The following is a 14,074-nucleotide window of genomic DNA, read 5'->3' as shown; positions in this document are numbered from 1 at the left end:
ACCATCCCCGGGGCCCGGTCTCGCCCACCCAGGTGTCGGTGAATCCACCCTTGGTGTCAGTACGTGTTCGCGGGAAGGCTGCGCGCACCGGACCACAGATCGTCGATCAGGCGCTCGTAGCTGTCGGCGAGGTCGTCGAGGCGGACCCATTCGGCCTGGGAACAGTGCTTGGCCAGGCGATCGACCAGGCCGCCGAGGGTTTCGCAGTGTTCGTCGGCCGCAGCGTGCGGAACGGGAGCGGCGAGGATCACCCAGCGGTCGATCGCGCGCATCAACTGGGCGCGCCGCCGGTCGATGCGCTCGGACTCGCTCAGTGGGGTGCGCTCGCGCAACTGGTGCAGCAGCGCCAGCTCCCCGGCGGCGTCGAGGATGGGATGGTCATCGTGTGGCAAACCACGGAACGCCGCAAGGAGCACGTCCCGGCCGGGGAGCATCGCCTCTCGGGCCGCGTACCGCATTTCACCGCTCCCCCGCCGAACCGACGACGTCAACGCGCGAAACCTTCATCTGGCACTCCTCCGGCTCGGGCACGGCACCCCGGTGGAGGTGCCATCGCGTGCGGACGGAACACGCCGGGTGGACACGGATCGCATCCACCCGGCAACCATTCCGCCACCACTGTCCCCTACAACGGCCGGTCGGCGGAAGCGAATGGACACCGGACATCCAAATTGTCCGCTTCGCCGCCCCTTGTCCGCCGCGTCCGCAGGCGTGCTACTGCACGCGCAGGCTGCCGAAGAGGCCGTCCTTCTCGTCTTCGGGGCCTGCCGTGAAGTAGAGGGCGTTCGCGTCGCCCAGGCTTTCGCCGTTGCCGAACATCAACGCCCACAGGCCCGCGATCTCGACCGGCTTCGCCTCACCGTCGCGCAGGTAGTCGACGAAGGTACCGGTGGTGTCGTCGTAGGCGAGGACACGGCCGAGGCCACCGAAGTTGCCGATCAGCAGCTTGCCCGACAGCGCGCCGAAGTTCGACGGTGCGATCGCCACACCCCACGGCGCGTTGAGCCTGCCGCCGTCGTCGATGATGCGAACCAGCTTGCCCGCGCCGTCGAACTCGGCGACCTTGCCCCTGTCGGGCTTGCCGTGGGAATCCTTGTCCTGGTCGGCGTCGAGCGAGGCTTCCTCGCCCTTGTCGAAGGCCTTCGGGTCGTCCTCGTCGGGCTGAGTCACGGCGTAGGACACGAACACCCGGCTGCCGAGGGTGGTGACGTTGAACGGCGCGGGATCGCCGGGCCTGGCCTTCTTGCCCTTCTCGGGCGAGGACGCGTCGATCACCTCGCCGGTGGCGAACGGGTTGGCGAAACCGGTGGTCGCCACCGGCTGCCAGAACTTGTCGAAGGTGCGAACCTGCGGATCGGCGCCGAAATCGGCGGCCAGCAGCTTGTCGCCCGAGGGCGCCAGCGCGATTCCGAAGAAGGCCATGCCCTGCGCGGAACCGTCGAACACCTGGTTCGCGCCGCCGTCGCGGCGCACGATCGCGCCGTCGGGGGCCTGCTCGGTCCAAGCCGAGATCTTGCCCGAGTCGGTGGCGAAGATGAAGCGCGAGGAACCGCCGAGCGGGATCGGCATACCGTCCACATCGACCCACTGGTCGCGGACCGCGAACAGATCCGAGGTGATCGGCGCCGGGTTGAACACGACGCCGGTGACCTTGCCGATGCTCTTGTCGGAGGTGTCGGCATCGGCGCCGGGGACGCCGACGAGCTTGAGCTGGTCCTGGGTCAGCTTCTGCAGCTTGGGATCCGAGGACGACTGCACGTCACCGAGGAACTGGAACGACTTGCCGCCCGCACCGACCCAGAAATGCCCACCCGCGCCCTTCGGCCGATCGGCCAGCCCCCAGGCGTTGACCATGCCGGGCAGCGTGAACTGGGCGCGATAGGAGTCCTTGTCGGCGGCCAGGTTGGTCTGGCCGTAGCGGTTGCCGTCCAGCGCGGCCACATCGTCGCTCGAGGGCTCGGTGTTCGAGCACGCCACGGCGAGCAACACTGCCGCGCCGAGTACCGCACCGCGCACCAGCCCGGACCGCACCCGGCGGGCGCCCCTCACATGTCCGTTCACGTTCTTGTCCTTTCGACCTTCCGCCGGACGGCGTTCAGGCGAGGCTGACCTTATCGTGGCTGATGCGGCGGTGTGCCGTGACCGTCGCAGGAACCACAGGGCTACGCTGTCGGCCGTGGTCGAACCTTCCCCCAACATCGCCCCGCACCCCGACATCGCCGCCCTGGCACCACTACTCGGCACCTGGCGCGGTCGCGGTCACGGCGAATACCCGACCATCGATTCCTTCGACTACGTCGAGGAGATCACCTTCGGGCACCTGGGCCGACCGTTCCTCACCTACAAGCAGCGGACCAAGGCCGGCTCCGACGGCAGGCCGCTGCACGCGGAGACCGGCTACCTGCGCAGTCCGGCGCCGGGCCGGGTCGAACTGATACTCGCCCATCCGACCGGAATCACCGAGATCTGCGAGGGCACGATCACCGAAACGGTGGACGGAATTCGTCTGGAATTGAACTCCACGAATATCGGCCTGAGCGAATCGGCAAAGCCGGTTACCGCCGTCGGGCGCTCATTCCATGTCACCGGTGACACCATCGACTACACGCTGCGGATGGCGGCTGTCGGCGAATCTTTGCAGCATCACCTGGCGGCAACTCTACAACGCGGCTGAGTCACGTGGAATTCGGCAAGTTACCCGAACACAACCTTTGATCAGCGCATTTGCCGAATCGAAACCGATAATTCACCTTTTCATCACGGCCCGGTAGCAGTTGTGTTCGAACACGCCCGCACATAGGGCAACAATTGTGTGTCGCTTGCTGCCGTCGCCTGTTGCCGAAGTAACCGCCGTTCTACGGTGGTTCATCAGCTAATCCTCAGACAATCGAACGACCTGCCCCGCGAACACGTCGAAACCCTGAATGAGGGAGACGAACTATGAGGCGTTCTACTTTGATCTTGACCACTGCGGGGATGATCCTCGGCGGCGCGGCCGCCATCGACGTCCTCGACAGCGCGGCCACCGCCGCACCCGAGCCCGTTGTCAGCTACAACGTGCTGCACGACACAGCGTCATCCCACACCGACAGCACATCGCTCGCGGTGGTGCGGGGTCTGCTGGCGACCGAGAACGCCGACTGACCCGACACCATCACGAACCCGTAGGCCCGTGCGACCGGCGCGCTCAGTAGCCGGCGGGTAGTGCGGCGAACATATCCCGGGTGACGGCCACCGCGTTGTCGGAACTGCCACCCTTCACCAGCAGTGTCGCGAACGCGATATCCCCGCGATAGCCGATGAACCACGAGTGCGATCCACCGTCGACCTCGGCCTCGCCGGTCTTGCCGTACACCTCACCCTGATCCCTGATGCGTTCGGCCGTGCCGCCGGTGACCACCATGCGCATCATCGAACGCAGCCCCTCGACCACCTCCGGCGCGATCGCGGGCCGATCGCCGGTGATCTCGGTGGGCCTGCCCGCGATCAGATACGGCACCGGCGCGGCACCGTGGGCGACCGTCGCGGCCATCACCGCCATCCCGAACGGGCTCACCACCACTCGGCCCTGGCCGATGCCGTCTTCGGCGCGCTGGACGAGCCCCTCGGCCTTCGGCACCGACCCGGACACGGTCGGTAGACCTTCGACCTTGTAGTCCTGGCCGACACCGAGGCGCGCCGCGGCCACGGTGAGCGCGTCGGGTTCGAGCTTGCTGGCCAGCCTGGCGAAGGTGGTGTTGCACGAGCGTTCGTAGGCGGTGGCCATCGGCACTTCACCGACGGTGAACATGTTGTAGTTGGGGATGGTGCGTTCGCCGATGACGGTGCTGCTCGGACAGGCCAGCACGGTGTCGGGCGTGGCCAGCCCGGAGGCCATCGCCGCCGACGCCGTGACCGTCTTGAAGATCGAGCCCGGCGGGTACTGACCACTGGTGGCCACCGGACCGTCGCGGTCGGCGAACTTGTTCTGGGCCACCGCGAGGATCGCACCGGTCGACGGGCGCAGCACCACCATCATCGCCTGCTCGGTGCGCAGGTCCACCGCGTGCTGGGCGGAATTCTGCACGAACCGGTCGATGCTCAGCGCGAAGGACGGCGCGGGTTCGGCCGCTTCCTCGTGCAACACATCGAGGTCGGCGCCGTCGGCATTGCGGGTGACCACGCTCCAGCCCGCCTTGCCGTCGACCTCGGCGATCACCGTCTTGCGGACCTGGGTGAGCAGGTCGGGCGCGAATTTGCGGTCGGTGGGCACCATGTCCCACTCCTGGGTGAGGGTCACGCCGGGCAGGCCGATCAGTTCGCCGCCGATGGTCTCGGCCTCGTACTCGTTGAGCAGGATCACGGTGTGCGCGCCGTCGGTCTTGCGCGCCGCGGCGAGGATGGACTGTGGGGTGTAGGCGACGGGGTCGATGCGGCTCAGCGCCGCGGCGAGCGCACCGGCGACCCGGCTGGGGTCGGGGGCGTCGGCCACGGTGAACTTCACCCGCGAGACCTTGCCGGGGACCAGCACATCGCTGCCCGCGGCCTCGTTCACCCTGGCGCGCGGCGCGGGCCGCGTGCGCAACTCCATGCTCTGGGTGTCACCCAGTTTGGGGTGGATGTCGGCGGAGCTCCAGCGGACCAGCCAGCGCCCATCACTGCGGCCCATCTGCAATTCGCCGGAATAGGTCCACTGACGACCCTTCGGCAGGGTCCACTCATAGGTGTAGTCGACCGTCGCGGTGTCACCGTTGACGCGCGCGTCGCCGGTGCGGATCGACAACTTCTCCGCCTGCAACGCCTGCCATGTCGAAGTCAGTGCCGCCGTGGCCTTCTCGGGTGCGGTGGTGAGCGCCGCGGCGGCGGAGAGATCGTGTTCGGCGAAGGCCTCGGCGAAGGCGTCGGCGGCGGGCACCGGCCCCTGGGCACCGGAAGAACAGGCCGTCGCCGCGACAGCGAGGGCGGCCACCGCGCACGTGGTGAGCATCCGTGTCCTCATCGGCACCGATGGTAGCGGCGAAGAGCCCTCCGACCTCGGCGCCACGCGCCAAAGTTTCAGTCCACCAAGACGGTTGCGAAGGTAGCGATCTGACGGAACCCCACCCGGCTGTAGGCGCGGCGGGCGACGCGGTTGTAGTCGTTGACATAGAGGCTCGCCGTACGGCCTGTCGCCACAACAGCATTGGCGACCGAGGCGGTCCCGGCGGTCCCCACACCCGCGCCCCGGAACTCGGGATGCACCCAGACGCCTTGGATCTGGCCGGTGCGTCGCGACAATGCGCCGATCTCGGCCTTGTAGACGACCTCACCGTCCTCGAAACGTGCCCAGGCCCTGCCGGATTCGATGAGACTCTTGATCCGCCGCCGGTAGCCGCGCCCACCGTCGCCCGTGCGCGGGTCGATGCCGACCTCTTCGATGAACATCGCGATCGCGGCGGTCAGGTAGCGGTCGATCTCGTCGGGCCGCACGCGGCGCACTCCCCCGTCGGCGCGCGCGGCGGCGGGCCGGGCCAGCGCCAACAGGGGCTGATCCGCGCGCAGTTCCCTGGCCGGACCCCAGGTCGGGAGCAGCATCTCCCACAGCGGGAGTGCGAGTTCCTGCCTGCCGACCACCGAGGAACACACCCGCGGCCAGCGGCCTGCCCGATCGGCGAAGGCGCGCAACGCCTGCTGGTCACCGCGCAGCGGCACCAGATTGGCGCCGGAGAAACACAGGGAGTCCGCCGGTCCGCCGCGACTCCACAGCTCACCGGCACCGGTCCGGGAGTCGATTCCGAATTCCTGCACCCGGGCCGCGATCATGCACGACGCCACCGGGTCGGCGTCGAGGACGCGCAGCACCTCACCGAGATCTCGCACGGCCACCGGGCGCGCGGGAGCGGTTTTGGACCGTCGCGTCGGCTCCAGCAGACTCCGCACGCCACAAGCCTGCCACGAAAGCACGCCGAGCGGTACGGGTCCGCCGAATCCGACAGATGAGGGTGTGCGGAGTCGGTTCAGCTCACGGAGACAACGGGCTCCGCGCCCGGCTCCGCCTCCATCTGTTCGGCGATGCGCATCGCCTCTTCGATCAGGGTCTCCACGATCAGATGCTCGGGCACGGTCTTGATGACCTCACCCTTGACGAAGATCTGCCCCTTGCCGTTACCGGAGGCGACACCGAGGTCTGCCTCGCGTGCCTCGCCGGGCCCGTTCACGACGCAGCCCATCACCGCGACGCGCAGCGGCACCTCCAGGCCGTCCAGGCCGGCGGCGACCGCGTCGGCCAGGGTGTACACGTCCACCTGGGCGCGGCCACACGACGGGCAGGACACGATCTCGAGCTTGCGCGGGCGCAGGTTCAGCGACTGCAGAATCTGGCCGCCGACCTTGATCTCCTCGGCGGGCGGGGCCGAGAGCGACACGCGGATCGTGTCGCCGATGCCCTCACTGAGCAGCGCGCCGAAGGCCACCGCGGACTTGATCGTGCCCTGGAACGCCGGGCCCGCCTCGGTGACGCCGAGGTGCAGCGGGTAGTCGCTCTGCGCGGCGAGCTGACGGTAGGCCTCGACCATGATCACCGGGTCGTTGTGCTTGACCGAGATCTTGATGTCGCCGAAGCCGTGCTCCTCGAACAGGCTCGCCTCCCACAGCGCCGACTCGACCAGCGCTTCGGGGGTGGCCTTGCCGTACTTCTCCAGCATCCGCTTGTCCAGCGAACCGGCGTTGACGCCGATGCGGATCGGGATGCCCGCGGCGCCCGCGGCCTTGGCGACCTCGCCGACGCGGCCGTCGAATTCCTTGATGTTGCCCGGGTTGACGCGGACCGCGGCGCAGCCCGCGTCGATGGCGGCGAAGATATAGCGCGGCTGGAAGTGGATGTCGGCGATCACCGGGATCTGCGACTTCTTCGCGATCGTGGCGAGCGCGTCGGCGTCTTCCTGACGCGGACAGGCCACCCGCACGATGTCGCAGCCCGAGGCGGTGAGCTCGGCGATCTGCTGCAGCGTGGCGTTGATGTCGTGGGTCTTGGTGGTGGTCATCGACTGCACCGAGATCGGCGAATCGCTACCGACGCCGACATTGCCGACCATCAGCTGGCGGGTCTTGCGCCGGGGTGCGAGAACAGCAGCGGGGGCGGCGGGCATCCCCAATCCGATTGTGCTGGTCACGTTCGGCTGCCTTCTTTCGTACGTTTCGCGGATCGACCTGGGTTGTTGTTGCCGAGCTTAGTCGCGCAAGGTAGCCGGGCGCCCTGTGAGGGGCACGACACCGGTCGTCTCGGTCTCAGGGCAGACGGATCGGGTTGACGATATCGGCGGCCAAGGTCAGCACCATGAACGCACCACCGATCACTACCGCCACATAGGTCACCGGGAGCAGCTTCAGATAATCGACCGGACCGGCAGGGGCCTTGCCGAGCCAGCCGCGGATCGTGTTCCGGATCTTCTCGTAGAGCACCACCGCGATATGCCCGCCGTCCAGCGGCAGAAGGGGCAGCAGGTTGAATGCTCCCAGGAAGAAGTTCAAGCTGGCCAGCACCATAATGAACATGCCCCACAGGCCACGCTCGGCGGTCTCGCCGCCGATGCGGCTGGCGCCGTACACGCTGACCGGCGTCTCCGGGTCGCGCTCGCCGCCGGTGACCGCTTCCCACAGCGCCGACACCTTCTGCGGCATCTTGGCGAGCGACTTCACCGTCTCGACGAAGAAATCACCGGTGAACGAGATGGTGGCCGGGATCGCCGCGATCGGGCCGTACTGCTTCGGCTCGGCGTAGTCGGGGCCGACCCCGACCGCGCTCACCTCACGACTCGCGCCTTCCTTGGGCGAGCGCATGACCCGCTCCGGGGTGACCGGGACCGTCATTGTGGCGCCGCCGCGTTCGATCGTGTAGGTGAACGTGCCGGTCTGCTTCTGGGTTTCGGCCTGGAACTGCGCCCAGGTGCTCACCTCGACACCGTTCACGGCCTTCACCACGTCACCACGCTGCAAACCGGCGCGCTGGGCGGGTCCGTCGCCGGTGCAGGGGGCGAGGGTCTTCTCCGGGGTCTCCTGCGCGACACAGCTCATGGTGCCCAGCGCGGTGGCGGGCGGCTGCTCGAGCTGGGGCAGACCCCAGCCGACCGCGAGGACCATCAACAGGATGAACCCGAGCAGGAAGTTCATGCCGATGCCGCCGAACATCACGACCAGGCGCTTCCAGGTCGACTGGCGATACATCGCCCGGTCGACCTCCTCCGGCTCCAGCTCGTCGAGTGCGGTCATGCCCGCGATGTCGCAGAAGCCGCCCAGCGGCAGCGCCTTGAGCCCGTACTCGGTCTCACCGCGACGGAACGAGAACACCTTCGGCCCGAAGCCGATGAAGTAGCGGCGCACCTTCATGCCGGTGGCCTGCGCGGCCCACATGTGTCCGCACTCGTGCAGCGCGATCGAAATCGTGATACCGAGAGCGAACAGTGCGAACCCCAGCGCGAAAACCATGTGGGCCCTTCTCTTTGGCGGCTGGCGCCGCGTGTTTTCGGCCTCGTAACCCCGAATCCGAGGGGCGATACTGCGCCTGCGGCGTTCCGTCTCGCCCCTCGGATCCGGGGCGGCCGAAAACGTGGTGGTCTCGTTGTGGTCGTCAGGTCAGGACGTTGTTTCACCGTCGATGGTCTTCGCGGCGTACTCCCGTGCCCAGCGGTCGGCCGCGAGGACGTCGTCCAGGGTATCGGGTTCGGCGTGCCAGCGGTCGGCGGCCTCTACCGCGCGGGTGACGGTGCGCACGATGGCGGGGAAGGTGATCTTGCCGTCGAGGAAGGCTTGCACGGCGACCTCGTTGGCGGCGTTGTAGACCGCGGTGACGCTGCCGCCCGCTTCCCCTGCCTGTCGAGCCAGACGGACGGCGGGGAAGACCTCGTGGTCGACCGGCTCGAAGGTCCAGGTGGAGGCGGTGCCGAAATCGCAGGCGGCGGCCGCGCCGGGGATGCGGTCGGGCCAGCCCAGCGCCAGGGCGATGGGGAGTTTCATGTCAGGGGGGCTGGCCTGGGCCAGGGTCGAGCCGTCGGTGAAGGTGACCATCGAGTGGACGATCGACTGGGGGTGGACGGTGACGTCGATGCGGTCGTAGGGCACGCCGAAGAGCAGGTGGGTCTCGATCAGTTCCAGGCCCTTGTTCACCAGCGAGGCCGAGTTCAGGGTGTTCATCGGGCCCATCGACCAGGTCGGGTGGGTCTTGGCCTCCGCGGGGTTCACCGATTCGAGCATCTCGGTGGTCCAGCCGCGGAACGGTCCACCCGACGCGGTGAGCACGAGTCGGTCGACCTCCTGCGCGCGGCCGCCGCGGAGGCACTGGGCCAGCGCCGAGTGTTCGGAGTCGACGGGCACGATCTGGCCGGGTGCGGCCGCGCGCGTCACCAGGGAGCCGCCCGCGACCAAGGATTCCTTGTTCGCCAGCGCCAGGCGGGTGCCCGCGTGCAGGGTGGCCAGGGTGGGTTCCAGACCCAGCGAACCCACCAGGGCATTGAGCACGACATCGGCGTCGGTGCGGCGGACCAGTTCGGTCACGGCATCGGGGCCGCCGAGTTCCAGGTCGAGCGCCTGGGCGGCGGCGGGATCGGCGACGGCGACGTTGCGGGTGCCGGTGGCGGTCATCTGCTCGGCGAGCAGGGCGGGGTTGCCGCCACGTGCCGCCAGGCCGACCACCTCGAAGCGGTCGGGGTTGGCGGCGATCACCTCGAGCGCCTGGGTACCGATCGAACCGGTACTGCCGAGAAGCAGCACCTTCACCCGATCGGTGGAGGGGGAACTGGCGTGCGCGGCACGCGTTGCGGGGTGGGACACGGGCCCATTGTGGCAGGGCTGCTGGCTACGACGGACGGTCGTATGCCACGATATGCTCACTCGCCCAACCAGAACTCGAGCCCTTAGGAGCGATCGTGGCAGCCACGGACCTCGATAAAGCCAGCACCGAGCGTGCCGTCGCCACCAGCGTCGACCCCGCCGAGGTGCCCTCGGCAGCATGGGGCTGGAGCGGTGAGTCGCGCAAGACCTTCCGCATCGCGGGCTGGGTCGTCGTCGTGGCCCTGCTCGGGATGACCATCGGCAACCACCAGGGTCATGTCGAGGACATCTTCCTCGTCGGCCTGGCAGGTGTGATGGCGCTCATCCTGGTCGTCGACTCGCTCACCCGGCGGATGCCGAAGTAGTTCTTCGACGACAAGTACGTCCACGCCTGCGGCAATTACTTTGCGCCGCAGGCGTTTTCGTCTGTCAGCGGCCGCGCCGAGCCGGTTTGCGGCCACGCGCGACCGGCTTCTTCGGCGCCGGTTTCTTGGCCGCGGACTTCTTCGGCGCTGGTTTGCGCGCGGGCACCGCGGCGCGCTGCTCCGGTTCGGCGACGCCGCCGCGCGAGCTGTTGGCCGAGCGGCCACGCACGATGCCGACGAACTCCTCGAGCAGATCGCTGTCGGTCCCAACGGGCCACGCCAGCGCGATCTCGGTGAACTCGGTGTCGCTGATCGGGCGGTAGACCAGGTCGCGGCGGTGATGCAGGCGCGCAATCGACTGCGGCATGATCGCCGCGCCACCCACCGCGGCGACCAGCGCGAGAGTGTCGACGGCCTGATCGAGATCGGCGCCGGCCTGGATCGTCTCGTCGGCCAGATCCGCGGGGCTGATCGACTCGAGCAGGGACAGCGCGTCGTCCTTCTGCACGACCGCGACCGGCGTCTCCTGCCACAGCGCGATCGCGTTGGTCGCGGTTCGGTCGATGGGCAGCCGGACGAAGCACAGGTCGACGCGCCCCTCGCGCAGCACCGACTCCTGCTCGCCCTGCGCGACGCCGACGACCTCGAGCGGGTGGTCGGGTAGCCGCTCGCCCCAGATCCGAGCCCACTTCGACACCGTCACCCCCGGCACGAACCCCACCCGCAGGCTCGCGGGCGCGTCGGGCTTCTGCTCCCGTTCGGCCTGCTCCCGCACCCGGATCAGGTCCCTGGCACGCGCGAGCAGCGCGGTGCCGTTGTCGGTGAGCTGGGTGGGCGAGGCGCCCGGTACGAAGACGCGGGTGCCGAGTTCTTCCTCCAGCTCGATCACGGTGGCGCTCAGCGCCTGCCGTGGGATCCGCAGGGCTTTGGCCGCGCGGGCGAAGTGCAACTCCTCGGCGACGGCGACGAAGCGACGCAACCGGTCGAGGTCGATGGAGTCGGCGGCGGTGACGTCGAAGTCGCTCATTCTGACCAGAATATGGCACCCGCCGATCGGGTCGACGAGCCGATCAGAGGTTGGCCAGCAGCGCGATCACGCCGGCGATCACGATGACGACGACCAACAGGACCGCGTAGGTGCCCAGCGCTGATCCCCAGCCACCGCGTTGCGGCGGCGGATTCGGTATCGGCGCCGGTTGCGGCTGCCAATACTGCGGCGTGGGCGCGTACTGCGGCTGCGGCATCCGCGGAGGCATCGGAGCGGGGTTGTACTGCGGGAGGGGAGTGCCCGTCGAACTCACCGGGCGCATGGGCTGCATGCCGACGAACGGCTGCGCGTGCGACCCCGAGGTCGGCCGGGCGATCGGGCGGGCACCGGTGGTTCCGGTGCGCACCGCCCGCTGCGCGGCGTCGACGAACTCCTCGCACGAGCTGAACCGGTCGGCGGGTCGCTTGGCCAGCGCACGCGCCATCACGGCGTCGAGCACCGGCGGCAGGCCCGCGCGGCGCGGACTGATCGGCGGTGGCGGCGCTTGCAGATGACCGGTGATGACCGCGGCCGGGCTGGTCGATTCGTAGGGTGCGCTGCCGGTCAGCAACGTGTAGAGCGTGCACGCGAGGGAGTACTGGTCGGCGCGGTGATCCAGTGCGGCGCCGGTGAGCTGCTCGGGCGCGGCGTAGGCCAGCGTGGCGGTGAACGATCCGGTCTCGGTGAGATGACCCGAATCGTCGCGCAGACGCGCGATGCCGAAGTCGGTGAGATACACCCGCTCCTGGCTGCTGGAGCGCGCCAGCAGGATGTTGGCGGGCTTGACGTCGCGGTGCAGCACCCCCGCGCGATGCGCGTAGTCGAGCGCGGCGGCGGTCTCACCGATGATCTGCAGCGCCCGGTCCGGCGGCAGGGAATGCGGATCCAGCGAGGAGGCATCGATCCCGTCGATGTACTGCATGCTGATCCACAGCTGATCGCCCTCGACGCCGCGATCGAACACGGTGACGATATTGGGGTGGTCGAGCTGGGCGACCAGGTCGGCTTCCCGCTCGAACCTGGCCCGGATCTCCTTGTCGGAGAACAGCTCCCGATTCAGCAGCTTGAGCGCCGTCCATCGGGGCAGACGCGGGTGCCTGGCCAGATACACCGACCCCATCCCGCCCTGGCCCAGCTGCCGGTCGATCGTGTAGCCGGCGAACACCGTCCCGTCAGAAACCACTCTGACCCCCGAATCTCGCTCTTCGTCCGACGGCCTGGACCCTACCAAACGCCGGCACCCGCGAATCGGTGCAGTACACCGCTGTGTGGCAGGTTCAACCCAGTGGGAAGCGGGCGATGTCGGCGAGGAGAACAGGCATATCGGCCTCGACTGTGGTGAAAGCCGAGCCGCGCTGGAATACCAGCACCCACCGTTCTCGCGCGGAATCGCTGAAGGTGGACACCACGGCGGAGCCACTGTATCCGCCGTTGTAGACCTGTTCGCGATGGTGGTCGGTACGCGACCCCGTCGACGCGTTTCCTTGGTCACCGGTCTCACCACGAAACCGATTCACTGCCTCGACTGCGCCTGCCGCGGTCGCGAAGGCATAGAAGAAATAGTCGGTATCGGCGCTGTCCAGGCTGCCGCACGACCATTTCGCGTCTGCCTGCTGAAACGTCAGCTCCCACAGGAGTTCGTTCCGGATCTTCGTGTTCGCGTACGCCGAACACTCACGACCTTCGAATCCGGGGCCGTCCGCGAATCCGGTCGGCACCATCTGGGGAAAAGCCTGCGACATCGCGGCCAGATCTTTGTGCGCACGCGACCGTTCCAGCGTGTCGGATATCCACGTGCTCTCGTCCTGCCACACCCAGGTGACGGCGCCGCCGATGGTCAGCGTGAAGGTCAGCAACACCGCCACAGCTACCCGGCCGCCCTTTCGTCGCGGCACCGGCGCGCGGTAACCGGAGCTTCGCGGCATCGGCGGCGGCGCGTAGCCCGGATTCGGCTGCGGTGCGGCGAATCGCGGCGCGGGCCCGCCGTCACCGTACGGATCCGGCTGGGGGTACCGGGGCACCGAGCGCGCACCGGCGAACACGGTGGGTTGTGCGCCGGTGCCACTCAGCGCCCGGCGTGCGGCGGCGGCGAATTCGGTGCAGGAGTCGAATCGGTCGGTGGCACGTTTGGCCAGGGCGCGGGCGAGGACCGCGTCCATGGCCGCGGGCAGATCCGGTCGACGGGCACGCAGCGACGGCGGTGGGGACTGGAGGTGTCCCTGGATCACCTGCACCGGGTTGGCCGCCTCGAACGGGGCGACGCCGGTCAGCAGCGCGTACAGGGTGCAGGCCAGGGCGTACTGGTCGGCGCGGTGGTCGAGGTGGGCGCCGGTGAGTTGTTCGGGGGCGGCGTAGGCCAGGGTCGCGGTGAACGAGCCGGTCCGGGTCAGATGGTGGACGTCGTCGCGTGGGCGGGCGATGCCGAAGTCGGTGAGCAGAACGCGTTCTCTGCCGTCGGCGTCGGCGAGCAGGATGTTGGCGGGCTTCACGTCGCGATGCAGGACGCCGTTGCGGTGCGCGTGGTCCAGGGCCGCCGCGGTGCCCTCGATGATGTGCAGGGCACGTTCGGCGGGGACGGGATGCGCGATGGTGGCCGCGTCCACACCGTCGACGAACTGCATGCTGATCCACAGGCGCCCGTCATCGATGCCACGGTCGTAGACCGTGACGATGTTCGGGTGCTCCAGTCGCGCGGCGAGGTCGGCCTCACGCTCGAACCTGGCACGAATCTCGTTGTCGGCGAACAACTCCGGATTCAGAAGTTTCAGCGCGGTCTGGCGCGGGAGGCGCGGATGCCGGGCCAGATACACCGACCCCATCCCGCCACGCCCCAGCTGCCGTTCGATCGCGTACCCGGCGAAGACATCCCCCGTCGCAAGCATGGTCCCCCGTTGTCCCA

The 14,074-nt window shown here is 68.5% G+C and carries 13 protein-coding genes; 3 read left to right on the top strand and 10 right to left on the bottom strand.

Annotated features, from left to right (window positions below; all coding sequences use genetic code 11):
* Positions 1-56: 56 nt before the first annotated feature.
* Positions 57-458 (bottom strand): hypothetical protein, encoded by a 402-nt coding sequence (locus ACFVJ5_RS18420; RefSeq protein WP_379221498.1) that lies wholly within the window; start codon positions 456-458, stop codon positions 57-59.
* 256 nt (positions 459-714) lie between these two features.
* Positions 715-2,061, bottom strand: coding sequence for a TIGR03118 family protein (locus ACFVJ5_RS18415; protein WP_379221496.1), 1,347 nt, complete (start codon positions 2,059-2,061; stop codon positions 715-717).
* Between the two features lie 115 nt (positions 2,062-2,176).
* Here ACFVJ5_RS18415 and ACFVJ5_RS18410 point away from each other — a divergent pair, with 115 nt between their 5' ends.
* Together ACFVJ5_RS18410 and ACFVJ5_RS18405 are read left to right on the top strand one after the other, a co-directional pair.
* Complete coding sequence (locus ACFVJ5_RS18410) at positions 2,177-2,674, top strand: peroxynitrite isomerase (RefSeq protein ID WP_379221494.1); 498 nt, start codon at positions 2,177-2,179, stop codon at positions 2,672-2,674.
* Positions 2,675-2,940: 266 nt separating this feature from the next.
* Positions 2,941-3,144 carry a hypothetical protein gene (locus ACFVJ5_RS18405; RefSeq protein ID WP_378626405.1) on the top strand — a complete coding sequence of 68 codons (204 nt, stop codon included), beginning with the start codon at positions 2,941-2,943 and terminating at the stop codon, positions 3,142-3,144.
* A gap of 43 nt (positions 3,145-3,187) precedes the next feature.
* On the opposite strand, the gene ACFVJ5_RS18400 is transcribed toward ACFVJ5_RS18405, so the two are convergent.
* From ACFVJ5_RS18400 to dxr, 5 genes are all read right to left on the bottom strand, one after another.
* Positions 3,188-4,978 carry a penicillin-binding transpeptidase domain-containing protein gene (locus ACFVJ5_RS18400; protein WP_379221492.1) on the bottom strand — a complete coding sequence of 597 codons (1,791 nt, stop codon included), beginning with the start codon at positions 4,976-4,978 and terminating at the stop codon, positions 3,188-3,190.
* A 56-nt stretch (positions 4,979-5,034) separates the two neighbouring features.
* Positions 5,035-5,889, bottom strand: coding sequence for a GNAT family N-acetyltransferase (locus ACFVJ5_RS18395; protein ID WP_379221908.1), 855 nt, complete (start codon positions 5,887-5,889; stop codon positions 5,035-5,037).
* An 86-nt stretch (positions 5,890-5,975) separates the two neighbouring features.
* Positions 5,976-7,130 carry a flavodoxin-dependent (E)-4-hydroxy-3-methylbut-2-enyl-diphosphate synthase gene (ispG, locus tag ACFVJ5_RS18390; protein WP_379221490.1) on the bottom strand — a complete coding sequence of 385 codons (1,155 nt, stop codon included), beginning with the start codon at positions 7,128-7,130 and terminating at the stop codon, positions 5,976-5,978.
* A gap of 115 nt (positions 7,131-7,245) precedes the next feature.
* A complete protein-coding gene (locus tag ACFVJ5_RS18385; protein WP_379221488.1) occupies positions 7,246-8,442 on the bottom strand; it encodes a M50 family metallopeptidase in 1,197 nt (398 codons plus the stop codon).
* Between the two features lie 147 nt (positions 8,443-8,589).
* On the bottom strand, positions 8,590-9,783 hold the full coding sequence (gene dxr, locus ACFVJ5_RS18380; protein ID WP_379221486.1) for a 1-deoxy-D-xylulose-5-phosphate reductoisomerase: 1,194 nt from the start codon (positions 9,781-9,783) through the stop codon (positions 8,590-8,592).
* A 95-nt stretch (positions 9,784-9,878) separates the two neighbouring features.
* Here dxr and ACFVJ5_RS18375 point away from each other — a divergent pair, with 95 nt between their 5' ends.
* The gene (locus tag ACFVJ5_RS18375; protein ID WP_378626399.1) at positions 9,879-10,148 is read left to right on the top strand and encodes a DUF2631 domain-containing protein; all 270 of its coding nucleotides are present in this window, start codon (positions 9,879-9,881) and stop codon (positions 10,146-10,148) included.
* A 64-nt stretch (positions 10,149-10,212) separates the two neighbouring features.
* On the opposite strand, the gene ACFVJ5_RS18370 is transcribed toward ACFVJ5_RS18375, so the two are convergent.
* The 3 genes from ACFVJ5_RS18370 to ACFVJ5_RS18360 all read right to left on the bottom strand — a co-directional run bounded on the left by ACFVJ5_RS18370 (position 10,213) and on the right by ACFVJ5_RS18360 (position 14,057).
* On the bottom strand, positions 10,213-11,175 hold the full coding sequence (locus tag ACFVJ5_RS18370; protein ID WP_379221484.1) for a LysR family transcriptional regulator: 963 nt from the start codon (positions 11,173-11,175) through the stop codon (positions 10,213-10,215).
* Between the two features lie 43 nt (positions 11,176-11,218).
* Positions 11,219-12,358, bottom strand: a complete 1,140-nt coding sequence (locus ACFVJ5_RS18365) for a serine/threonine-protein kinase (RefSeq protein WP_379221482.1) — start codon at positions 12,356-12,358, stop codon at positions 11,219-11,221.
* A gap of 94 nt (positions 12,359-12,452) precedes the next feature.
* Complete coding sequence (locus tag ACFVJ5_RS18360; protein WP_379221480.1) at positions 12,453-14,057, bottom strand: protein kinase; 1,605 nt, start codon at positions 14,055-14,057, stop codon at positions 12,453-12,455.
* Positions 14,058-14,074 lie beyond the last annotated feature (17 nt).

Origin of the sequence: Nocardia sp. NPDC127606 (genome assembly GCF_042671725.1) — a bacterium.
In the GTDB taxonomy this organism is placed as follows: domain Bacteria; phylum Actinomycetota; class Actinomycetes; order Mycobacteriales; family Mycobacteriaceae; genus Nocardia.
This window is presented reverse-complemented; position numbering and strand designations above follow the sequence as displayed.

Bases quoted from the DNA above. Each gene is read 5' to 3' on its own strand.
- ACFVJ5_RS18420 (WP_379221498.1), bottom strand. From the start codon at position 458: ATGCGGTACGCGGCCCGAGAGGCGATGCTCCCCGGCCGGGACGTGCTC.
- ACFVJ5_RS18405 (WP_378626405.1), top strand. From the start codon at position 2,941: ATGAGGCGTTCTACTTTGATCTTGACCACTGCGGGGATGATCCTCGGC.
- ACFVJ5_RS18400 (WP_379221492.1), bottom strand. From the start codon at position 4,978: ATGAGGACACGGATGCTCACCACGTGCGCGGTGGCCGCCCTCGCTGTC.
- ACFVJ5_RS18385 (WP_379221488.1), bottom strand. From the start codon at position 8,442: ATGGTTTTCGCGCTGGGGTTCGCACTGTTCGCTCTCGGTATCACGATT.
- ACFVJ5_RS18370 (WP_379221484.1), bottom strand. From the start codon at position 11,175: ATGAGCGACTTCGACGTCACCGCCGCCGACTCCATCGACCTCGACCGG.
- ACFVJ5_RS18360 (WP_379221480.1), bottom strand. From the start codon at position 14,057: ATGCTTGCGACGGGGGATGTCTTCGCCGGGTACGCGATCGAACGGCAG.